At 58.6% G+C, this 21,463-nt stretch carries 14 protein-coding genes and 4 pseudogenes; 11 read left to right on the forward strand and 7 right to left on the reverse strand.

Annotated elements, in window-relative coordinates; all coding sequences use genetic code 11:
• Window positions 1–37 precede the first annotated feature (37 nt).
• The 4 genes from EJ077_RS01040 to EJ077_RS01055 all read right to left on the reverse strand — a co-directional run bounded on the left by EJ077_RS01040 (window position 38) and on the right by EJ077_RS01055 (window position 3,514).
• A complete protein-coding gene (locus tag EJ077_RS01040) occupies window positions 38–889 on the reverse strand; it encodes an electron transfer flavoprotein subunit beta/FixA family protein (RefSeq protein ID WP_126063816.1) in 852 nt (283 codons plus the stop codon).
• Between the two features lie 188 nt (window positions 890–1,077).
• Window positions 1,078–1,455, reverse strand: a complete 378-nt coding sequence (nifW, locus tag EJ077_RS01045; RefSeq protein ID WP_024505239.1) for a nitrogenase stabilizing/protective protein NifW — start codon at window positions 1,453–1,455, stop codon at window positions 1,078–1,080.
• Between the two features lie 180 nt (window positions 1,456–1,635).
• Window positions 1,636–2,847: a cysteine desulfurase NifS gene (nifS, locus tag EJ077_RS01050; protein WP_126063817.1), complete on the reverse strand. Its 1,212-nt coding sequence runs from the start codon at window positions 2,845–2,847 to the stop codon at window positions 1,636–1,638.
• Between the two features lie 346 nt (window positions 2,848–3,193).
• Window positions 3,194–3,514: a HesB/IscA family protein gene (locus EJ077_RS01055; protein ID WP_029356570.1), complete on the reverse strand. Its 321-nt coding sequence runs from the start codon at window positions 3,512–3,514 to the stop codon at window positions 3,194–3,196.
• Window positions 3,515–4,099: 585 nt separating this feature from the next.
• Here EJ077_RS01055 and EJ077_RS01060 point away from each other — a divergent pair.
• Window positions 4,100–5,236, forward strand: a complete 1,137-nt coding sequence (locus EJ077_RS01060; RefSeq protein WP_126063818.1) for a hemin-degrading factor — start codon at window positions 4,100–4,102, stop codon at window positions 5,234–5,236.
• Window positions 5,237–5,392: 156 nt separating this feature from the next.
• On the opposite strand, the gene EJ077_RS01065 is transcribed toward EJ077_RS01060, so the two are convergent.
• Window positions 5,393–6,625: an MFS transporter gene (locus tag EJ077_RS01065; protein WP_126063819.1), complete on the reverse strand. Its 1,233-nt coding sequence runs from the start codon at window positions 6,623–6,625 to the stop codon at window positions 5,393–5,395.
• 1,307 nt (window positions 6,626–7,932) lie between these two features.
• Here EJ077_RS01065 and EJ077_RS01070 point away from each other — a divergent pair.
• From EJ077_RS01070 to EJ077_RS01095, 7 genes and pseudogenes are all read left to right on the forward strand, one after another.
• Entirely contained in the window at window positions 7,933–8,889 is a 957-nt protein-coding gene (locus EJ077_RS01070) for an IS481 family transposase (RefSeq protein WP_126063820.1), read from the forward strand.
• A 265-nt stretch (window positions 8,890–9,154) separates the two neighbouring features.
• Window positions 9,155–10,333, forward strand: coding sequence for a cytochrome P450 (locus EJ077_RS01075; protein WP_164759124.1), 1,179 nt, complete (start codon window positions 9,155–9,157; stop codon window positions 10,331–10,333).
• A gap of 29 nt (window positions 10,334–10,362) precedes the next feature.
• Window positions 10,363–10,485 (forward strand): annotated as a pseudogene (locus EJ077_RS31715) (ferredoxin); the annotation flags it as partial.
• 138 nt (window positions 10,486–10,623) lie between these two features.
• Window positions 10,624–11,211: a nuclear transport factor 2 family protein gene (locus tag EJ077_RS01080; protein WP_126083656.1), complete on the forward strand. Its 588-nt coding sequence runs from the start codon at window positions 10,624–10,626 to the stop codon at window positions 11,209–11,211.
• A 148-nt stretch (window positions 11,212–11,359) separates the two neighbouring features.
• On the forward strand, window positions 11,360–12,961 hold the full coding sequence (locus tag EJ077_RS01085; RefSeq protein ID WP_063169384.1) for an SDR family oxidoreductase: 1,602 nt from the start codon (window positions 11,360–11,362) through the stop codon (window positions 12,959–12,961).
• 138 nt (window positions 12,962–13,099) lie between these two features.
• Window positions 13,100–14,151: pseudogene (locus EJ077_RS01090) on the forward strand (LLM class flavin-dependent oxidoreductase).
• Window positions 14,138–14,764: a nitrogen fixation protein NifQ gene (locus EJ077_RS01095; RefSeq protein ID WP_029356557.1), complete on the forward strand. Its 627-nt coding sequence runs from the start codon at window positions 14,138–14,140 to the stop codon at window positions 14,762–14,764. The pseudogene EJ077_RS01090 and the gene EJ077_RS01095 overlap by 14 nt, the downstream one beginning before the upstream one ends.
• Here the strand turns inward: EJ077_RS01095 and rpoN are convergent.
• Both rpoN and EJ077_RS01105 read right to left on the reverse strand, forming a co-directional pair.
• Window positions 14,761–16,192 (reverse strand): annotated as a pseudogene (rpoN, locus tag EJ077_RS01100) (RNA polymerase factor sigma-54). The gene EJ077_RS01095 and the pseudogene rpoN overlap by 4 nt on opposite strands.
• Window positions 16,193–16,260: 68 nt before the next feature.
• Window positions 16,261–16,793: pseudogene (locus EJ077_RS01105) on the reverse strand (peroxiredoxin).
• A gap of 1,174 nt (window positions 16,794–17,967) precedes the next feature.
• Here EJ077_RS01105 and EJ077_RS01110 point away from each other — a divergent pair.
• The 3 genes from EJ077_RS01110 (at window position 17,968) to EJ077_RS01120 (ending at window position 21,356) form a co-directional block, all read left to right on the forward strand.
• Window positions 17,968–18,279: a hypothetical protein gene (locus tag EJ077_RS01110; RefSeq protein ID WP_206437555.1), complete on the forward strand. Its 312-nt coding sequence runs from the start codon at window positions 17,968–17,970 to the stop codon at window positions 18,277–18,279.
• A gap of 832 nt (window positions 18,280–19,111) precedes the next feature.
• Window positions 19,112–20,227, forward strand: a complete 1,116-nt coding sequence (gene hisC, locus EJ077_RS01115; protein WP_126063823.1) for a histidinol-phosphate transaminase — start codon at window positions 19,112–19,114, stop codon at window positions 20,225–20,227.
• 94 nt (window positions 20,228–20,321) lie between these two features.
• Entirely contained in the window at window positions 20,322–21,356 is a 1,035-nt protein-coding gene (locus EJ077_RS01120; RefSeq protein ID WP_095484287.1) for an LLM class flavin-dependent oxidoreductase, read from the forward strand.
• The last annotated feature ends 107 nt before the right edge of the window (window positions 21,357–21,463 follow it).

A 21,463-nucleotide genomic window follows, 5' to 3' on the forward strand; every position in this document is an offset into this window, starting at 1 on the left:
GGTTTGGCTTGCGGTCGACATTTTCTGCTCCTGGCCGTCACGTGCCGCTGTTGAAGGCCAGCTCATGTTCCAGCGCCGGCCGGCGGGTTAAGATATCGGCGATGAGTTCATCGGCTATGTCCTGCAAGCCCCTTTCCGCGGTGTCGATCTGCGCCGCCCTTTCTGCCCGTGCGGTGGGGGCGAAAACACGCTTGACGACTGTAGGCGAGCCACGCAGACCGCACCGGGTGAGATCGTCAATGCCGGCGTCGGCTGCAGTCCACTTCACGACTTGCCTGCGCGCCGCGCACAGAGCCTGCTGGAGCGAGCCCCGGCGGATTTCGTTGGTGTCTTCCAGCATGGTAATGAGGCAAGGGAGTCTGCTCTTCAGCAACTGGGTGCCGCCTTCGGCGCGACGCGCGACTTCGATCTCTCGCGTATCGAGATCGATGGAGGCAATCTTCGCGACATAGGTAAGTTGCGATAAATCTAGGCGCTTGGCTATGCCCGGTCCGACCTGGGCGGTATCGCCGTCAATCGTCTGCTTGCCGGTGAAGACGATGTCCGGCCTGCCGAAAGTCTCCCCAATTTTTGCGATTGCTTGCGAAAGAGCAAAGGAAGTCGCCAGCGTATCGGATCCGGCAAAATAGCGGTCCGTCAAGAGAACTGCTCGGTCAGCACCGTAACCGAGCGCCTTTCGCAGCGAGTCCTCCGCCATGGGCGGACCCATTGTGAGCACAGTAACCTCGCCACCATGAACGTCGCGCAGTTTGAGCGCTTCTTCGAGGGCGAACAGGTCGTAAGGATTGATGATGGTCGGAACACCCTGACGCATGATCGTGTTCGTCACCGGGTGCACGCGGATCTGTGCCGAATCCGGCACCTGCTTGATGCAGATTACGATATGCATTGGCGGTTTCTCTAAGCTCCCAGTCCGGATTCGTGCTTGGCGGTTCGCCTCATTGCCTGCATCGTTCATGCCAAGTCGTCTTCCTGCCTCTATTCCAGAAGGTGGCTTCGTTTGCTTCCGAGGAGGCGTCATGAGGACTGGATTTGTCGACTTCTCGACATTGTCGCGTCGCAGCCGTGTCGGGCTCATTACTTTCCGAACCGCTTCAGTGCAGAGTCGAGCGGGACGAAGGCGCGGCCAGGTGCGGGACATATGTTTGGATCGTGGTCCCTTAGCACCTTGAACACACGTTGCGTGAGCGGCGAGGAAGTCGCGAAATCTTCGTAGGCGCGTTCCAGCTTGGCGCGCACCCGCGCGGCGATTACCTGGTTAGGCAGACCGGAGAAATCTTCTTCGGCAAGGTATTGGCCCACGCGCTTCATGATATGGAGCCGCGAGACATTCATCACTTTCGGGTCGTAGGAGACGCCAAGGCAGGCGAAGAAGTCCTCCGCGGCCGACAGGCCCTTCAGTCGCGCTAGGATATCGGTGCGATCGATCGGGCGGCTATCAGCGGAGCAGTTCATTGTATTCTCCCGGCGCGTAATTGTGGTGTCGATGCATTGGTGACATTGCTGACGGCGTGCCGACCTCTGGCACGGCGGCTGGGCAAGAGACTTGGCGATCTCAAGCTTTTCTGAAGTGGTGAAGGCGACCCCGAGTTTGACTGCTCTCCATTGCGCAGGGTCGTCACGTTGAGGAAGACCTCACGGCTCGTCGGCTATTGTGCCGCTCGGACCCGGGCCGGAATGAAGCTGTTCTGCACCTCGCCCGCACAGTCCAGCACTGGGAACGGCCCGTAGCTTCTCGGTGATCGCAGGCAGGACCTCAAGCACGCGGTCTACGTCATCTTCGCCGTTGTCACGCGACAAGGAGAAGCGGACTGCCCCACATGCCGCGTTCATAGCGATCAGAACATGGCTCGGTTCCAGTGAGCCAGAGGCACAGGCGGACCCGGCGGAACAGGCGATTCCCAGCCGGCTCAGGACAATTGGAATTGCATCGCCTTCGATACCTTCGAATCCAATGTTTGCAGTGTTTGGCAATCGCTCTTGCGGATCGCCGTTGATGGATGTGTTTGGGATGCGCTGGATGATCCCGTTCTCAAGGCGGTCGCGCAACCATTTTATTCGTTTTGTCTCGTCCATGAATTTCAAGGCGAGTTCGGCCGCCATGCCCAGTCCGACTATGCCGGGTGTGTTTTCAGTGCCTGCACGCCGGTCGCGCTCTTGGTGCCCACCCTTGATCATGGAGGAGAAGCGCACGCCACGTCTTACATAAAGCGCGCCTATCCCCTTTGGACCATGCAGCTTGTGGGCGGAGAGCGACAGCATGTCGATCGCGGTCGATTTCAGCTCAATCGGAAGCCTTCCGACCGCCTGCACTGCATCAGTGTGGAAAAGCGCGCCGACTTCCCTGGCTAGATCGGCAAGCTTAACCACGGGAAAGATCGTACCGGTCTCATTGTTCGCCCACATTATCGAGACGATTGCCACTTGTGGAGTGAGAGCGGTTCTGTAGGCGTCCAGGTCGAGCCGGCCGTGGTGATCGACTGGGATAATGTGCACCTTGACGCCGCGCGTCTTTTCAAGGTGCGCGCACAACTTCAGAACGGCCGGATGTTCAACCGCGGAAGTCACTATTTCCGTTCGGTCGGGCATCACCTCCAGCGCCGAAAGGATGGCTGTACTGTCGCTTTCAGTCCCGCCCGAGGTGAAGATGATCTCGTCCTCGAATCCCGCGCCGATGAGGGCTTGCAACTGTTGCCTCGCCTTTCTCACGGCTTCAGCAACCGATGCGCCATAGGCGTGCATGGACGAATGATTGCCAAATTGCTCCGTAAAGAAAGGCAACATCGCTCCAACGACTGCAGGATCAACCCGCGTCGTTGCGTTGTTGTCGAGATAGACAGGGTTCATGGGAGTGATCCTTCAACTGCTGAAATGATTCAAGGGTAGGCGGGCCATTGAACCTCTGGCGCATATCGTATCTGGTAAGGTGGGCGGCCGGGCGAGCGATGGCTTGGCTGACCGGTCGCTGTCGACATTGCCCTTTGGTGGCGGCATCTGCCGGGAATTCAGCTGTTTCGGGCAATTTTGTTTGCTTGCCCACGGCAACGATCGATGATCGCGATTTGGCGCATCACCGAACGCAATTGTTCCGGGCCGACAGTGCGTGTCGGCCGGTTCCAGAGCGCCGGCGGTGCCGGTTCGACGCAGTATTCCTTGGCGTCGCTATAGTCGAACATAGCCTGTTCCCTCGCAATCATTTGCAGGACTTGCCGCAGCCGCACGTCTCACGCGCATTGGGGTTATCGAAAACAAAGCCGGATGTTTCGAGCCCAGTGACGAAGTCCACGGTCATGCCGGCTGCATGGGGTTGGGAGCCTCTATCCATGAACACCTTGAGCCCATCTCGCTCGATGATCGCATCGCCCTCACGTGAGACGCTCTCCAGGCCCATTGAGTATTGGAAGCCGGCGCAGCCGCCGGCATGGACCATGATGCGAAATCCTTCCGCCGGCTCGCTGGCGCGGTAAAGAGCGGCCTTGATGGCGGCAACAGCGTTGTCGGTGAGCGTAATCATGGCTCGATTTCTCCTCGGTCCGACGTTTTCGCGGATCATCTCGCATGGACCGTGCCAAAGGGAAGACGTGTCAAAAACCGTAGGACATCCCGACGTCTCTTATGCTCGATTGCTGGGGAGACGTCCGACAACCGACACTTACTGTCGGATTTGTCGCGTCCGCGTCACAGGAAGGGCGCCTGAGTTCGCGATGCACTCACGCGTAAAGCAATGAACAGAGCCAAAGATGTTCAGAGCTTGCCGCGGAGCAACTGGCACGATTTTTGTGAAGCCTTCGTTGCGGCGGCAAAATTGCCGGCCGATTCACCTTTGGGTTGCCCTCGCAATCGAAGAACGAAGGAGAGCAATATGATCCATCAGACCCGCCTTGAGTGGGAAAGCAGCACCGCCGGTGGTACCCGAATGCTCGATCGGCCGATTGGCGCCGACCACCCAACAATCGCTCTCTACCGGCGATTGGCCGCTGACCGCCCGGAGACAGGATTCGACTGGCATGTGCCTGACGATCGATCGCGTCCGCCGTGCACACCCCTGAGGCCCGTTTTTCGATCGATCGTCAAAAGAAGAACGGGGCAGGGGTAAAACATGGATCAGCGCAAGAAGCGGTCGCCCAACGAAATCCGGCGTGCGTGGGAAGTCTGTCCGAACATTCCCGCGCGTGATTTCGCAGCCCAATTGGCCATTTCGGAAGCGGAACTGGTCGCGGCCCATTGCGGTTTCGGCGCGGCACGCATCGACCCGCGCGTCAATCACGTTCTGACGGGCCTCGAATTCGTGGGCGAAGTGACGGCGCTGACCCGCAATCAAGGTGCCGTGCACGAAAAGATTGGCGTCTTCAACAGAGTGATAACCGGCAACAATCACGCCATGGTCCTTGGTGACGAATTCGACCTTCGCGTCTTCCCGCAAGCTTGGAGGTATGGTTTCGCTGTTGAAAGGCGCCATCGCGGCGGAATCCAGCGCAGTTTGCAATTCTTCGACGCCACCGGCGCAGCAGTGCATAAGGTGCATCTCAGGCCGGTCTCCAACCTTCATGCCTATCGAAAGCTGGTGGCCGAGCTCGTATCCGCCAACCAGGAGCCGACCATGTCGCTTAAGGCGAGAGTAGCCGACCTGGGCGCGAGGACTGCGGACTGGGCCGGCACGGTGGACGACCTACGCGAGCACTGGAGCCGGCTGACTGACGTCAACCTTCTAAAGACGCTCAAGCTCAGCCGCTGCCAGGCTTTGCGCATGGTCGGCCAGGATTACGCTTGGCTGCTCGACAATGCCGCAGTTGGCGCCGTGCTCCAGCGTGCGGCCGAAGACGAATTGCCGATCATGTGCTTCGTCGGCAACCGAGGTTCTATCCAGACCCATTCCGGCTTAATCAAGTCGGTCAAGCAGATCGGGCCGTGCATCCATGTGCTGGACGAAACGTTCCGGCTGCATCTCAGGACCCACCAAATCCGTGAGGTTTGGGCCGTGCGCAAGCCGACCAATGACAGTCACGTCACCTCGCTCGAAGCATATGGGTCCGACGGCAAGATCATCATCCAGTTGTTCGGTGCGCGCAAGGAAGGCGAACGCGAGCGCGACGACTGGCGGGTTCTGGCGGAAAACCTGCCTCGTTTCCCCGACAGCTACATGAGAAAAGACCGATCGTCGTCGGTGGGACGCCGGCGCCCATCTGCCTCCGCAGCCAGTAGCCGGGCATTGAAGCCGAGACCGGGGACACGATGACGCAATAAGCGCGCTGTATTATCGCAACGCGATGAGCAGGAAGCAATTTGGCGCTGCCCCATCGACCGCATGGTTACGACGAAGCCGCGGCCTTTGGGCCGAGCTCAGAGGTGGCAATAGCGTGAACGCCGCCGACCGTCACTCCCCACCAGGCGGTCAGGTTTTGCGGTTCGGGCCGAGCAAAAATACTGTCAAGACAGCGAGGAACGTGGCAACCGCGCTGTAGACAAAGACACTGGCAATACCCGTGTGATCCACCAATAGGCCACCGAAAGTTGTGCCGGCTGCGATGGCCACTTGGAAGGTTATGACCATCAGTACACCAGCGCTCTCGGCCTGTTTCGGAGCGGCGCGTAGCACCATCCATGTCTGCAATCCGACCGGGACCGCGCCAAAAGCAAAGCCCCATACGGCAACTGCAATTGCCGAGGTCAAGGCCGATGCTCCCATAGTCAGGAGCGAGACAGCGGCTACGGCAATGAGCAGGGGCGGCAGGGCCGCGACCGCCTTGAGACTGTGTTTGGTGAGGAATGCGCCGGCTAAATTGCCGAAGACGCCGGCCGTGCCAAAAGCAAGGAACACGAGCGGGATTGACTTCTTTTCGAGCGCAGGAACGCTCTCGAGAAAGGCGCGGATGTAGGCGAAGCTGGCAAAATGGCCGGAAGCGACCAATAGCACGACTAGCACCGCAACCTTCATCGCCGGATTCTTCGCGACATCCAGCGGACTGCGGAATCTGCGCACTTCGATCGGAGGCAGTGGCGGAATGGTTACGAGTTGCACGAGCAGCGCAACGGCACTCACGATTGCGGCGACCTTGAACGAGGCTCGCCATCCCCAAATGTCACCGACATAAGCGCCGATTGGAGCCGCGCAGACGGAGGCGACAGAAACGCCGGTGAGGATGATCGACATGGCGCGCGGCATGAGGTGACTTGGAACCAGCCGCATCGCCAACGCTGCCGAAATAGACCAAAAACCACCAAGCGATATGCCAAGGACGACGCGTGCCGCCAGCAAAACCGGCAGCGACCCCGCAACCTCTGCCAGAACGTTCGACAGGATCAGCAGGAGCGTCATCGCCCAGATGACGACCCTGCGGTCCAGACGCTTTGTCACGATGGCGATTATCGGTGCCGAGATCGCCGCGACGATTGCGGTCGCTGTTAGCGCCTGTCCAGCCGTGCCCGTGGTGATACGGAGATCATGCGCGAGCGGTGTCAGAACGCTGGCGGGCAGAAACTCTGCCGTCACAAGCCCGAAGGTGCCGAAGGAAAGCGAAATGATGGCACCCCATGCAGGGCCAGAACGTTGATAGGGACTTTCTGGGTCAAGCCGATCTCGGTCGAACAAAGCCGCGTCCACTAAATCTGTCGCCGATTCGGTCATGAATGAGTTCTCCGGCTAGGAGCTGTTGCAGCAGGGGTGGCTACATCGCCGGGGATCAAAGCCGCGAGACCTTCCGGCGGCGGCCAGTCGGCATCAGTCGAGGCCTCGGCGCCCGACGCATCCGAGGCCTCATCGGAGGGCCGACGGACCCAACCGTCGACAATGCGGGAGAGTTCTCGGCGCGGTCGCATCGATCGCATTCGTCGAAGTGCGGTCTGTTCACTGCGAACCAAGCAAGCCGAACGCGGTGTCCTCGATCGAGGCCTTGATGGGGGGATGATCGACGATCTCTATATTGCTTTGAAGCAGGAAGTTCCGTCGCCATATGTGGTTATCCTGGCAGCCAGAATTGAGCGGTTGTCGCAAGCACCAAGGCGGTCGCAATGAGTGCAACGAGGCGGAAGTCTGATCGATGGCTGCGGTTCGATGGCCGCGCGATCGACAAAATTGAGGTGATGAGTTATCCCTTTTGAAGCCGTTGCTCCCAATTCTGGGATAAGGTAATTGCAGGCGGTCCCAGCAACGTCGGGCGGCCTTTTTGGTGATCGAATTCATGGGACGACACTCTCGGTCCGTGACGCATCTGCGAATGACTCCGCAAGTTCCGTGCCATCAACGACAAATCTGGCTCTGCTGAGCGGGTGGTGGAGGCACGAGCGTGGGCTATCCCAAGAGCTTGCCGCAAGGTTGTTCGAAGTTGAGGTGCCGGATAGACCGCAAATATGTCGGGCGGCCTGGGGTTGGCCAACACGAAGATGCGCAAGTTCAAAAGGACGAGCTGAACCCTTGCCGATATCCATCCGAGGCTGATCTGGAGAAGGTCAAGAACTGCGTCTTGAAGGCTTCCGCCGCACCGGCAAATGCTAAGCCAAGGTGCTGGGCAAGATGGACAGGGCCATCCAACCCGTCGACTGGACGCTCATTAATGGCGTCGGTGTGGCTCTGTAGCTGGCGAGAAAAACGCCCTGCTGAAAGACAAAAGCTCGTGTGGCCGGCTCTGAAGGACGGCCAGTGAGGCAGGCGAGGAGAGGCTATAGCCCATTCGTGTAGACTGATCTTGTCCCACGGAGGCGGCTAACCACCCCGCCAGACATCATCGAGGGGAGCGCCACTAGGCTTACCCCAAGTGTTGGTCATTTCCACCTGGGTGACCTCGGCCAAGTCACCAAGCCGCTTAGAGCAAGCTTTCGAACTGGATGCTCCCCGGGCACATGATCGGCTAGCTGTGAGCTTTCGGGAGGTTGTCCATTCGGACCGGACCGAGGAGACTGGAGTTACCACGCTTCAGCATCCATCGGAGGATCCGAATGAACATCCATAAGAATGCCCGTCTCACACCGCTGCGTCGAGAGGAGATGGCGCTGTCGGTGATAGAAGGCGCTTTCTCCAAAGCCCATGCGGCGCGTGTCTACGGCGTGTCGGCCAAGATCGTGGCGCGCTGGGTCGAGCGCTACAAGTCCGAAGGGCGGGCCGGCATGATCGACCGTTCCTCGCGGCCCGCCCATATGCCGCAGGCCACCGCTGCGTTGATCGCCGAGCGCATCATGGCGCTGCGGCGGCAACGTTGGACCGGCAAGCACATCGCCCATGAGGTCGGCGTCTCGCCCGCCACCGTTAGCCGGGTTCTCAAGCGTGCCGGACTGTCGCGGTTGCGGGATATCGAACCGGCCGAGCCGATCCGACGCTACGAGCGCGAGCATCCTGGCGAGATGATCCATATCGATATCAAGAAGCTCGGTCGTTTCGAGCGCATCGGTCATCGCATTACCGGCAAGCGCACCGGCAATGCCAGCTCGCGCGGCAGCAGTTGGGAGTTCGTCCATGTCTGCATCGACGACGCCTCCCGCATCGCCTTCTCGCAGATCCTGCCCGACGAGAAAAAAGAAAGCGCCATCGCCTTCCTCAAGGCGGCGGTGGCCTACTACGCCAGCCTCGGCGTCACGATAGCCCGCGTCATGACCGACAACGGCTCCTGCTACAGATCAAAGGCCTTCGCCAAGGCCTGCCGCGATCTCGGCCTCAAGCACGTCAGGACAAGACCCTATACACCCAAGACCAATGGCAAGGCCGAGCGCTTCATCCAGACAGCACTGCGCGAATGGGCTTATGCCATCGCTTATCCGACTTCAGATCACCGCGCCGCAGAGTTGCCGGTCTGGCTGCACAGATACAATTGGCACCGTCCCCACGGGAGCCTAAAGTCCAAAACACCTATCAGTCGCCTCGCTCTAACCGAGGACAACCTGTTGAGGCTCCACAGCTAGCGATCCCACCAGTTGAGTTGCTCCAAGTCGGTGTCTAGCTTTCTACATTCTGTGTCCGACGCTGGACAAGAATGTTGCAATCCCGACCAGCAAGTCAGCGCAGGCGCCACCTGTTGCCCAGCAAACGGCAAGGATTATCGAAAGACGAATTCGGCACGGAGCTTGCACCAACGATTGCATGCAAATGCCGACAGCATCTCATGAACGGTCTCTCGATTCTGGCGCGGTTAAATCGCGGCCGGTTCCAGATCATGTCCCGCCCGAAATGGTGAGGGACTTCAGCCTGTTTACGTCGCCCGGCATGTTGCCGACCGCTAACGGGGATCCGCATGCAGCGGTTGCTTGCGTTCATGCCGGGCCTCCGATCTTTTATTCAACCAGCAACACGCGCGACGGTCGGGGTACCTGGGTCATCACTCGCGCGAGCGACCAGCGCCGGGTGCTGCAGGACACCGAAACGTTTTCCAGCCATCGCAGCATCTTCGCCTCTGTGCTCGGCGAGAGCTGGCCGATGATCCCGCTTGAGCTCGATCCGCCATTCCACGGTGTTTTTCGCTCACTGCTCAATCCGCTGCTTTCGCCAAAGCGGGTAATGGCATTGGAGCCGGCTGTCCGGGAACGAGCGATCAAGCTGATCGACAGGATCGCCGCATCAGGCACGAGCTGCGACATCATGAAGGATTTTGCAGTTCCGTTCGCGGTCAATATCTTCCTTCGCTTTATTGGGCTTTCGGACAACGGACTAGAAACATTTGTCGGCTGGGCTAGAGATCTGCTCCACGGCGATAAGGAGCAACGACCACCCGCAGCCCGGACGATCGTGGCCTTCATCGACGAACTTGCCACCGAGCGCCGCAAGGAGCCGGTCGATGATTTCATGACCTTCATCGTGAAGGCAAAGGTCGAGGGTCGTCTGCTCAGTGACGAAGAAGTCCGTGGCATCGGCGTGCTTGTGTTCGTCGCGGGACTCGACACGGTCTCAGCAGCCATATGCTTCGACTTGGCCCATCTCGCGCGCAACCCCAAAGATCAGGAATTGCTACGAAGCGAACCGGACCGGATTGCCGTCGCTGCGGAAGAATTGCTGCGCGCCTATTCGACCATTCAGATGATCCGAGTGGCAACGAAGGATGTCGACTTCAAAGGCGCGCCGATCCGCAAGGGAGACTATGTTTCCTGTGCCACGATGATTGCCAATCGTGACCCGGCGGAATTCGAATGCCCGAATGAGATCGATCTGGCGCGCGAGGACAACCGGCACGCTGCCTTTGGCTATGGTCCCCATCGTTGTCTTGGCTCACACCTTGCCCGGCGGGAGATTGTCATTGGCCTGGAGGAGTGGCTGGCGCGCATCCCAGCCTTTCGGATCAAGACAGGGACTGAACCTATCACCTTCGGCGGCCATGTGTTCGGGATCGAGAATCTGATCCTGGACTGGTCCTGAAGTTTCAGCCAACGACATTGGAGTTCGCTATGCGTGTCGTCGTACATAAAGCCAGATGCCAGGGTCATGCGCGCTGCTGGGCGCGGGCGCCGAGAGTCTTCAAGCTTGATGACGCCGGCTACATCTTGCCCGGTGATATTGATGTTGCCGATGGGGAGCAACTGCTTGCCTCAAAAGGGGTACGAGCCTGCCCCGAACAAGCTCTGGAAGTTGACGAGCCCCCCGCTAACTCAGTTGTAGAGAGAGACACACGCAAAGTGCAGACTGGCATCGGGAAGGATAAAACAATCATACAATTCGCGACAGACCCTGTCGACCACGCGAAAATTACCGAACTGCGTGACCGAGAGGCGATCCGCAACTGCCTGTATCGGTACTGCCGCGGGATAGACCGCGCCGATGAGGCGGCGCTGCGTAGCGCATACTGGCCCGAAGCGTATGACAGGCACGGTCCCTATTGCGGACCGGCAGAGGACTTCATCCAATTTGCTCTCGGTCTGCCGGGGCACCGTAACATCCATCAAATCACGAACAGCCTGATCGACTTCATCAGTTCAGCAGAGGCCGCGGTCGAGAGCTATTTCACCGCGCTGCAACGCGGACCGGATACAGACCAAGAAATACGTCAGACGCTGCTTTGCGGCCGTTACTGCGATCTGTTTCAGAAGAGGCAGGACGAGTGGCGAATTGCGGAACGGACAGTCGTCTACGATTGGGTTGAGGAGCAAATCCCGCCAGCGATTCTTGAGGCAGATAGGTTCGGCCGGCGACAGCCGATTGGAGCACAACATCCAGACGATCCCATCTACCAGTTGCTCAAGGGTCACATCCCCACCGACCAAGATGGCGTCGAGGGTCCCCAACTGGGAGCTGCATAAGTGGGTAGAAATGGAGGATGAGCGCCCTACGGGAACGACATCTGTGTGGGGCCGCAACTGGCGGTCACTGCAACGATTTGGCTCGGCCCTTCATTCCGCCCAAGGTTGATGGGCTGAGATCACAAGCGGTCATCGTGGAGAAGCTCTCGTGAAACTGGCAGCACGCACCGTAATCATCACAGGCGCTGCGGGCGGGATCGGCCGTGCCCTGGTCGATATCCTTGCCGCGGACGGAGACACTGTAGTTGCGGTGGACCTTCCGGGCAGTGGTGTGGTTGAACTGGCTCGGGATCTCGGGTCGCCGCACGTCGGTCTGGAGTGCGATGTGTCGCGAGAGAAGGACATGCTCTCACTTTTCGGCCAGGTCGAAGCACGGTTCGCGCAAATCGATGTCCTCATCAACAATGCGGCGGTTGGACCCACGATGGATAGGATCATCGACACCGCTGTCGATACCTTCCGACGCGGCGTGACAGTGAACCTTATTGGGCCATTCGTTATGGCCCGGGAAGCGGCGCGGCGCATGAAGCCGGGCGGTGCGATCGTCAATGTGGCTTCGATGGCGGGCGTGGTCGGCAATCCCAGGCGCAACGCCTACGCAGCCTCGAAAGCTGGCGTGATCTCGTTGACAAAGTCCCTTGCATGCGAGTGGGCTATGCGAGGAATCCGCGTCACGGCGGTGGCGCCGGGCTCCGTCCGCACCCCAATGGTCACAGAACTGGCACGCGCTGGCAAAATGGACCTCGCGGCGATACGCCGCCGCGTGCCGATGGGGCGCTTGGCTCGCCCCGACGAGATCGCCAGGGTCGTGCGTTTTCTGAGCAGCACGCAGGCGCGCTACATCACCGGCTCGGTGCTGGCAGTCGACGGAGGCTGGATGTCATTCAACCAGCCGGGGGATGCTCACCCGCCGGTGGATGGTGCGCTCCAAGCCGAGCTCTCCTGTCCGGCCGAATGCACAGATGCGCGAATCGTGCTCGTCACCGGTGGCGCAAAAAGCATTGGCGCGGCCGTCGCTCGCCGCTTTGCCGCGAACGGCGACACCGTCGTGATTGCTGATAAAGATGGCACTGCAGCGGCAGAGCTGGCTACATCGCTCCCCGGCAAGCATCTGGCGAAATCGCTGGACGTGGCCGTCGAGAGCGATGTGGTGTCGATGTTCGAAGAACTGAGGGGACGCTTCGGGTATATCGATGTTCTGGTCAATAGTGCTGATACCGCCGACAGGATTGTGCCTGCGATCGAGCAACTGTCGAAACAGCTCGAACACGTCCTGGATGTCAACCTTACCGGCGCCTTCACCTGCGCGCGCGAAGCGATCAAGGCTATGCGCCCGGGCGGCGTGATCCTCAATCTCGGGTCGATCGACAGCTTTCTGCCGTTCGCGCCGCGCCATGCCTACGGCGCCTCCAAGGCGGGGATGGATATGCTGACCCGTTGCATGGCGGCCGAACTCGGGCCGGTCGGAATTCGGACAGCCACCGTCGCTCCTGGCCACATCCGCACGCCCGCACTTGCTCAGTTGGCCAAAGCCGGCCGCATCGACCTGACAGCAATCGGACGACGCATCCCCATGGGCAGGATGGGACGGCCAGAAGACGTCGCAGATGCATCGTTCTTCCTTGCTTCGTCTGACGCCTCATACATCAACGGCTCGATCCTCTACGTGGACGGCGGCTGGACCTCGTTCGGTGATGCGGGAAACGCCAGCGAACTCTATGACGAATGTTTTGCGGAGGCCGCAGGTTAATTGCCAGGCCTTCGCAGGGCGACCGGCCGAGCATTATGAAGCCTCGGCTCCACGACGCACCTGAGGTGCTTGAGATCCAAGCATGTGCATGCCGAGCACATTCCCGGTCGGCTGACGTGTCTATAACGAGGAGAAATCATGGAATTTGCCACTTTCATTCTGGCCGCCCAGCGTGGCTATCACCAATCCTCAGAAAGCGTCATCCGCAACTCCATCGAACAGGCCGTCGCTTCGGAGCAGGCTGGGTTCAACACCGCGTGGTTTGCTGAGCACCACTTCAACAATTACAGCCTCATACCATCCCCGCTGATGATGGTGGCGCACTGCGCCGGCTTGACAAGCACGATTCGCCTGGGCACTGCCGTCTGCGTGCTGCCGCTTTACCAACCGCAGCGCCTGCTGTCCGAGATCGGCTTCGCCGACATCGTTGCGAACGGCCGTCTCGAGCTCGGCGTAGGCTTGGGATACCAGCAGTTCGAGTTCGAACGGTTCGGCGTGGACATCGATGAGGCGCCGGCCGTCTTTTCGGAATACCTGGACATCATTCTCAAGGGCCTCAACCAAAACGTCTTCGAACACGACGGCCAGTATGAGAAGATCCCCCAACAGCGATTTCGGTCCGCACAGTCCAGCAGCCGACGCCGCCTATCTGGATCGCTGGCGGAGCCGCACGGATGGCTCGGGCCTACCGCGAGGGGCACAATTTTTTTGTCACAGCCTTCCACGACGGCTTAGAGACTTTGACCACACTGCGTGAATCAGTCGAGAGGGCGGCGGCATCCGAGGAAAAGAACGTCACCGACGTCAAGATATCGCTGCTGCGCTGCTGCTATGCCAGCCACGACGAGTTGGAGATCAACAGCTATCTCGACAATGCCCGCTTCCAGCGCCGGCTTTCTGAAGCCCTGCATCAGCGCCGCCAACAGAGCCACGATGGCTACCTGCTGCAGGAGACACCGACCCAGCAGGATCTGTCCTTCGAGACCATGCGCAAAAATTTGCCGATTGGCAGCGTAAATCGCGTGATTGATCGCCTGCTGGAAGAGATCGATATCTTGAAACCGGACCAGATCGCAGTTCAGACTCAATTGGGCGACTTCGACCAAAAGACGATGCTGCGCCAGATCGAGCTCTGGGGCGACAAGATCATCCCTGCGGTCAACAAGGCGCTTTGTCATGCCGGAAGCTGAAGCCGGCCGTTACGATGATGGCTGCCTATCCAGCGCGCAATGGCGTGGGTCCGAGCTAGGGAGGAGCTTCGATCAGCATGTGCTGCCCTGCGTACATTCACGTTCGCTTGAGGAGGTCCAGGCGGGCGAGGTGTTGGCGACGGAGGGGACAGGCCTTTCGTCTGTCGAATTGCGTGATGTCTTGGCCGCAACTTTCCCGTCTACCTCCAGCAGCGTATTCGCTTTGGAGGAGTTGAGCGAGCCCGAGCCGGAACTGGAAGAGGAGCTGCTACGCCGGCTGCTGCTAGCGCATGCTGCGCCGGCCGACCCGGCGAGCGGCCGCTTGGCCAAGATCATCGCCCGGCGTGCGATGCGCACGGACCATCTTTGGCGGGATCTTGGCCTCTCAAATCGCGCTGAGCTCAGCCGCCTGCTTGCCAGACATTTTCCCGCGCTGGCGGCAGGCAACACAGAAAACATGAAATGGAAAAAGTACTTTTACCGCAAGCTGTGTGAGGCCGAAGGCTTTTCGTCATGCACTGCACCCAGTTGTCGGGAATGCCAGGACTTCGAAAGCTGCTTCGGCCCGGAGGAAGTTGAGAGTCGCCTCTCGCCGACCAGGAATGCCGGTTAGTCACTTCGCTTGATCGCAGCTGCGGACAAACGCTTATCGCGGCGCCGTAGTATGGAGGAAGGGATGTTCATCGCCTCGCGATATTTGGTGACGGTACGGCGAGCGACATTGATGCCGGTCTGCTTGAGCTGAGCAACGATGTCTTCGTCGGAAAGTACCTTGTCGAGCGATTCTTCGGCGATGATTGCCTTGATCCGATGGCGGACAGATTTGGCGGAGTGCGCGTCGCCGCCCTCGCAGGATGCGATTGTCGCTGTGAAAAAATACTTCAGCTCGAACACCCCGCGCGGAGTTAACATGTACCTGTTCGAAGCCACCCGGCTTACCGTCGACTGGTGCATTTTGATCCCGTCAGCGACATTTTTGAGACAGAGAGGCCGCAGATGGGCGACGCCGTGTGTAAAAAAGGCATCCTGCTGGCGCACGATTTCGGTCGCAACCTTAAGGATCGTCTTAGCGCGCTGCTCGAGGCAGCTGATCAGCCAGTTCCCTTTTTCCTGGCAATGGTCGAGAAACGCTTTGCCTTCCGGATTTTGATTGGTCAGCTGCGAGATTTCGGCGACATAGGTGTGGTTGATCAACACTTTGGGCAGCGTGGCCGGATCAAGCTCCACCCGCCATCCACCTTCGGACTTGGGCATTACCCAGACGTCCGGTACGATGGTTTCCGGCGTCCCGGACTGGAACCGGTCTCCAGGCTTGGGATCGAGCGCGCGGATTTCGTTCCTCATGTCGAGGAGATCCTCCTCGTCGACTCCGCAACGCTGCTTCAATCCCTGAAAATCCCCCGTGCAAGCATCTCGAGATTGGCGACCAAAGCTGCCATAGCCGGGTCGAACCGGTCTTGCTGGCGCAGCTGAATCTCCAGGCATTCGCTGAGAGTTCGCGCAAAAATCCCCGGCGGATCAAATTGCTGCAAGATTCCGATGACCCGTTCCACATCAGCTTGCCGAACGTTTAACCTCCTGGCCAGATCGAAAAGGTTTACCTGAAGATAGCCAGTGTCCTCCAGATGGGCGGCGAGCTGTCCGGCAATCAGCCGCTCCTGGGGGTGAACGGGGTGAGGGCGACCTGGCGGGCGACATGGTCGTGCAATGTTTCGGTGTGGGCGGTAAACTCCTCGACGGCAGGTCGATCGTTGCCGCTACTGCGTTGCGACTTCCATTGCCCGCGCCCGCCAGACGGCCCGCCAATGGGCGATTCGCCGATTTCGCTTCTGCTTTGACTGCTCCGCTGATCCACCCCTGACAGCGGCGAATCGTCGTCAAACGGGTCAGGCTTCAAAACGGGGTTCCTCTCGAGTGCCTGCTGCACGAGCTGATGGAGTTCAGTATGCGTCAATCGCAGCAAGCGAATAGCTTCAATGGCTTGAGGCGATAAGACCATACGTTGCTTCTGGCGTTGAAGCAGGCTTGCTGAGAGATGCATGTTGAACCGTAATCTGCCGAGGATGCTCTAGTGTGTGCTTGGGTTGTGTGAGACTTGCCACTTCTGGGTCATGCCGCCGCCTTCAGTTTGTCGAGAACGTTTTGCGGGGATGAAACGCCATAGGGGTCCGTCTCGCAGTTGTCACAGAAGCCTTCCTCCTCGAACCACTGCTCCACCACGCCATCGTCGATCAGAGCGGCGTATCGCCAGGAGCGCATGCCAAAGCCCAGATTGTCCTTCGCGACCAGCATGCCCATTTTGCGCGTGAACTCGCCCGACCCGTCTGGGATCAGCTCGATCTTCTGCAGCCCCAAGGACTTTCCCCACGCATTCATGACGAAAGCATCGTTGACCGAGACGCAGTAGATCGCGTCAATTCGCAGTTCCAGAAATTGATCATAGAGTTTTTCGAAATCGGGCAGTTGGAAGGTCGAGCAGGTCGGGGTGAAGGCGCCAGGCAGCGAGAACAGGATGACGCGCTTGCCCCCGAAATAATCGTCGGAGGTCTTGTTCTCCCACCGATAAGGATTTGGCCCCCGATCGACTCATCGCGAACACGCGTGCGAAAGGTCACGAGAGGAACGTTCTTTCTGTCGGTCATTGATTTGCTCCCAGGCCAAAGTGGTACGGTGCATTTTTCGGTTAAACTGAAGCGGCATCGACTTCGGTCGACAGTTCCGGCAGCCTCGCGCCTTGGCGTGGTTGCCTCGGACCGGTCTTGTGCAAGACCGCCCCCGAGCAGGCACGTTTAAAGGCGACGAGCTTCCGCGGAGACGGGGAATTTCGCTCGCGTGCTTTATCGAGCTTTGAGAGGTAGGCATGGTCTGCAACCGTGATTTTGACTGCGTTCTATCGACCGAGTCGCAAGCGCCATGCCAATTGACCCGATGCCTTGGGTTCACTTCGGTTTTTGCAGCAACTTTCGTGTTGTGCAGTAATGCCGGTCGATATTATTGCTCAAGCAGCACTGGAAATTGGGTGCGACTCCGTTCGGCAAACCCGGCCTTTGTCCGAAGCCGGACACGAATGTCGGAAATAGCCAAACGCCAGGATCTGGGGCGGGTTAAGAAACGTTGCCGTGGGCACCGGCTTCAGCACAATTGCGCCACGCGAGCATGGCTCCCAGCGTCAATGCCGTGCAGCAGCGAGACGAAGTCACTGCAGAATATCAACCTCTGCGAAGTCGTTGAAACCCAGCATGTGCGAGCCGTTCGAGGCGCAGATCAAGGCATGCTCGAGGAAGAGCTCGTGCTCTCGGCAGCAAGTGTTGCGACGTCTGACAAGGATCGTCGCGCTTCAAGGAAAAGAACCTGAATGGTGCACGGCTTGTGAAGGCCGGCGCATGGAAATGGCTGGGCTGATCATCCTCCATGAGGGTTGAATGAAGAGCTGGCCCCTATCTCCCTCAGCTGCAACGGGGGGAGGTAGGGCATGTCCGTCTATCGCGCTGGGTAACATTCCTCGGTGAGGCAATAAGGGGGAGCAATTTCTCATTTCGGCAGACACGACCCAGCTCTCCTTTCATGCGCTGATTCCCCCAAGGGAAATCGCGACTCCAGGCTTCCTATGCAGCGAATCGCGGTGCTGTCCGATGTCCGACAATGTCGGATGCGGATCGTAGCTGGGCTAGATCCGTCACTTTGCCTCGATGGTTTCCCACTGGCCTTATATCTGCTTCGCCCCAAATGCGGCGACATAACCTGTGCGGCATCTGTGAATGGATCGACTTCAATCGAGACCTCGGAGGTCCCGATGCGCGAAGGGAGCTTGCCGATATGACGGCCACCATAGCGAACCACGGTCCGGACGACGAGGGGACTTGGATCGGCGGGCCTGCGGCGCTGGGACACCACCGCCTGGCAATCATCGATATCCAGGGCGGCCGTCAGCCGAGGATGCTCCAGGAGGATGGCCGACCTGACTTGGTGCTCGTCTACACGGGTGAGACTTACAACTACCGCGAGCTGCGTCAACAGCTGGCCGGCCTAGTCCATCGCATGAACACGAGCAGTGACACCGAGGTGGTGCTGCACCGCCCCCGCGAGTGGGGCTCTTCGGCGGGTACACTTTTTTCACGAAATCCGTGAATGTTTCTCGCGACATCATCCCGCAATCGGTGGTGCAGCGGGTGAAGAGCCCGTATCCGGCTATCCAGAATGCCGCCTACGACAAAATACTACGTACGCGGTTCACTGCGATGCTGGACGACCTAGTGCCGGCAGTGGCACCGCTGTTGTCCGTCGACAGGTCCCGCGCTTGCTCGGTGCGACCAACAACCTTAAGCGCTAGGGCGTAACCTGACCCTGCAAGATCTCCTCACCGACTATAAGGTGCGCCTCACGATCTGAGACGATGGGACAGGATGGCTAAGGAGGTGCGCCGTCTTGCATGCCCCGCCACCGAGGCGAACCCTCTTGGCTACGCGCGCCACAGCGACGCTCCATATCGTCAGGCCTGCGTCTCATGCTCAGATGAGCCGGTATTTGGCTCTCTCATCAGCAAACCGAGAGAGCCCATGCCAAGACGGAAGCAAGCAAGACGAACGAGCGTCAGAGATATCCTGCGCCTGACCCATAAACAGGGCAGTCCGGTGGGCCAGGTGGCAGAGCAACTGAGGTTCGGCAAGACTTCGGCTTCCACCTATCTGCGGGCGCTGGAGACGGGCTGTCGTGCAGGCCCTGCATGCGGCTTTGAGGACGATGCGATGTTGAAACACCGTCTGTTGCGCCGAATCGGCCGTCGGCCACACGTTGGGTCGTCATCAGGTTCTCGACAGCTTGCCGGTGTCAAATCCAAACCGTGGTCGGCGATCCCCACCAGGGTGGGAAGGCAGCGCTGATATAGCCGAACGTCGATCAAGTCACGATCAACTATTGCCTCATGTCACATGCCCTGCGGGACTGAAAAACGGAGAAGAACATGTGCGATGCAAAACTGAAGACCGTGCTTTCGCTTTTTTCGCCGGTGGCCAGCAAATTAGATGCTCTCTCGTCCAACGGACCAGCGACGGATGCAAATTGCGTTAAGCTAAATACGAACGAGAACCCGTTTCCGTTGCCGAAGAGCGTAATGCAAAGTGCAATTGCTGCGATCGAACACCAGTATCTTTATCCGGAAGACGACAATCTCAGCTTAAGGGCAGCTGCCTCCGATGCTTACGGATTTTCCAAAGATCAGGTGATTGCCGGCAACGGTTCGTCGGAGCTGCTCGGACTCATCTACAGAGCTTTCCTCGCCCCAGGAGATAGAGTGGCGATGCTGTCGCCCGGATTTTCGTTCAACCGTAAACTTGCCATGTTGCAGGGTGCCGAGTTTCTCGAAATCGCATCGAGCGAAGCTCATCCCCTGCCGATAGAAAAACTGCTGTCCGGCCCCGCAAAAGACGCGAAGTTCATTCTGTTGGCTAATCCGAACAATCCGACCGGAACATTCGTGCCGGTGGCCGAAATCGAACGCCTTGTGGAGCAAGCAGATCGCTTGGTCGTCTTGGATGAGGCCTACGTTGACTTCGCACCCGACAATGCCCTGCGCCTCGTCAATAGACATCCGAATCTTTTGATCTTGAGGACTTTTTCAAAGAGCTATGCTGCTGCTGGCGTGCGAGTCGGCTTCGGTTTCGGTCACCCAGAAATCATTGGCAGGCTGCGCAACATCCAGAATGTCTTCAACATGAACGTGATCGGGCAGGCGGTCGGGAAAAGCATTCTTGCGCATCGCCACGCCTACGAAGAGAACCACAGGCACATCAAGCATGAACGACAGCGAGTGACCCTGGCGCTGTTGCAACTTGGCTTTTCCGTAACACCCTCCCACGCAAACTTTTTGCTGGCCCGTGTGCCGGCGGGACAGGAGGGCTCATGCTGGCAAGCCGCGTTGAAAGAGCAGGCGATCCTCATCGCCAGCTTTCCTGACGTAGATTTGAAGAACTGTATTCGCGTCAGCATTGGCACCACAGAGCAGATGGACAAATTCCTTGCTGCCGCCAAACGCGTCTGTATGAGCTTTAAGAAGAATCGCGGTGTGCACAAGCATTAAGTCAATTCACATTAAGCGCCAAGTAATAGGTGCTGATATGTCGCCAGCTATGATGATTAGCGAATAAATAATAGGTAATTTGGAGAACAATTAATTGAAGAAAATTTCCGCTTCGGGCCTGACCTTCGGCATCTTCGATCATCTGGACGAAAACGGCGATGACATCGCACAACAATATGCAGATCGGCTGAGCCTAGCAGAAGCGTGCGATGGCTATGGCTTTTATGCGTATCATCTCGCCGAGCACCACTGTACGCCGCATGGCAGAGGTCCATCACCGAATTTGTTCTTAGCGAGCGTCGCCCAGCGAACCCGCAGTCTTCGTGTTGGTCCCATGGTAATGCTACTTGCGCTCTATCATCCGCTGCGTGCCTTCGAGGAGATCTGCATGCTTGATCAGTTGAGCGGCGGCAGGCTTGAACTCGGCATAGGGCGCGGCTCTGCTCCCACTGAATTGGGATACTTCGGGGTTGCTGTAGAAGCAGCACCAGAACAGTATGCGGAGGCCAGTGAGATTCTCATCAATGCGATGAAAGGCGGGACGCTTTCTTATCAGGGCCGCCACTTTGAGTTGAAAGATGTTCCGCTGACGTTGAGACCTCACCAATATCCCCATCCGCCGACATGGATCGCCACCAATCGACCCGAGCCGGCTAGCTGGGCCGCTGCGAATGGGGCAAACATCGCCTGCGTCGGACCTTCCACTTCTGTTCGCAGCGTTACCGACGCGTTCCGCGCCGCCCGAATTCACGATGCTGACATTGGCCAGCAAGCGCCATTTCTTGGATTGCTCCGAATGGTGGTGATAGGGCGTTCTGAAACAGATGCGTATTTGCTCGCAGCACCTGCCTATGAACGATGGCTCAATAGCTTCAAATTTCTATACGAACTAAATGCCATTTCCACTCCACCAAACTTGCCTTTGAACTTCGATGCAGCAATTGAAAGTGAATTGTGCGTCGTGGGAACGGCAGATTCTGTCCGAAAAGCTCTCCTTGATCAGCTGGAAGAGGCAGGTGCTAATTATCTTCTGTGTCAACTGGCATTTGGGGATTTGCCGCTGGATGCCTCACTATACACCGCATCGGCCATTCGATCCGAAATCATGGCTCGAGTTGCCGCATCGTGAATCCGTCGTGTGATTGGAGGAGCAGCGGCAGCGCTGCTCCTCATTGCGAAACGGTTGTGGGGGCCGGACTCCTGTCAGGTGTAAACCATTGGAGCACGTCCTATCTG

The organism is Mesorhizobium sp. M8A.F.Ca.ET.057.01.1.1 (assembly GCF_003952565.1).
Taxonomy (GTDB): Bacteria; Pseudomonadota; Alphaproteobacteria; order Rhizobiales; family Rhizobiaceae; genus Mesorhizobium.

What these genes read in the sequence shown, in the direction of transcription:
- EJ077_RS01065 (WP_126063819.1), bottom strand. Translation starts at nt 6,625, where the DNA reads ATGACCGAATCGGCGACAGATTTAGTGGACGCGGCTTTGTTCGACCGA.
- EJ077_RS01040 (WP_126063816.1), bottom strand. Translation starts at nt 889, where the DNA reads ATGCATATCGTAATCTGCATCAAGCAGGTGCCGGATTCGGCACAGATC.
- nifW (WP_024505239.1), bottom strand. Translation starts at nt 1,455, where the DNA reads ATGAACTGCTCCGCTGATAGCCGCCCGATCGATCGCACCGATATCCTA.
- EJ077_RS01070 (WP_126063820.1), top strand. Translation starts at nt 7,933, where the DNA reads ATGAACATCCATAAGAATGCCCGTCTCACACCGCTGCGTCGAGAGGAG.
- EJ077_RS01055 (WP_029356570.1), bottom strand. Translation starts at nt 3,514, where the DNA reads ATGATTACGCTCACCGACAACGCTGTTGCCGCCATCAAGGCCGCTCTT.
- EJ077_RS01060 (WP_126063818.1), top strand. Translation starts at nt 4,100, where the DNA reads ATGGATCAGCGCAAGAAGCGGTCGCCCAACGAAATCCGGCGTGCGTGG.
- hisC (WP_126063823.1), top strand. Translation starts at nt 19,112, where the DNA reads ATGTGCGATGCAAAACTGAAGACCGTGCTTTCGCTTTTTTCGCCGGTG.
- EJ077_RS01095 (WP_029356557.1), top strand. Translation starts at nt 14,138, where the DNA reads ATGCCGGAAGCTGAAGCCGGCCGTTACGATGATGGCTGCCTATCCAGC.
- EJ077_RS01110 (WP_206437555.1), top strand. Translation starts at nt 17,968, where the DNA reads ATGACGGCCACCATAGCGAACCACGGTCCGGACGACGAGGGGACTTGG.
- EJ077_RS01075 (WP_164759124.1), top strand. Translation starts at nt 9,155, where the DNA reads ATGGTGAGGGACTTCAGCCTGTTTACGTCGCCCGGCATGTTGCCGACC.
- nifS (WP_126063817.1), bottom strand. Translation starts at nt 2,847, where the DNA reads ATGAACCCTGTCTATCTCGACAACAACGCAACGACGCGGGTTGATCCT.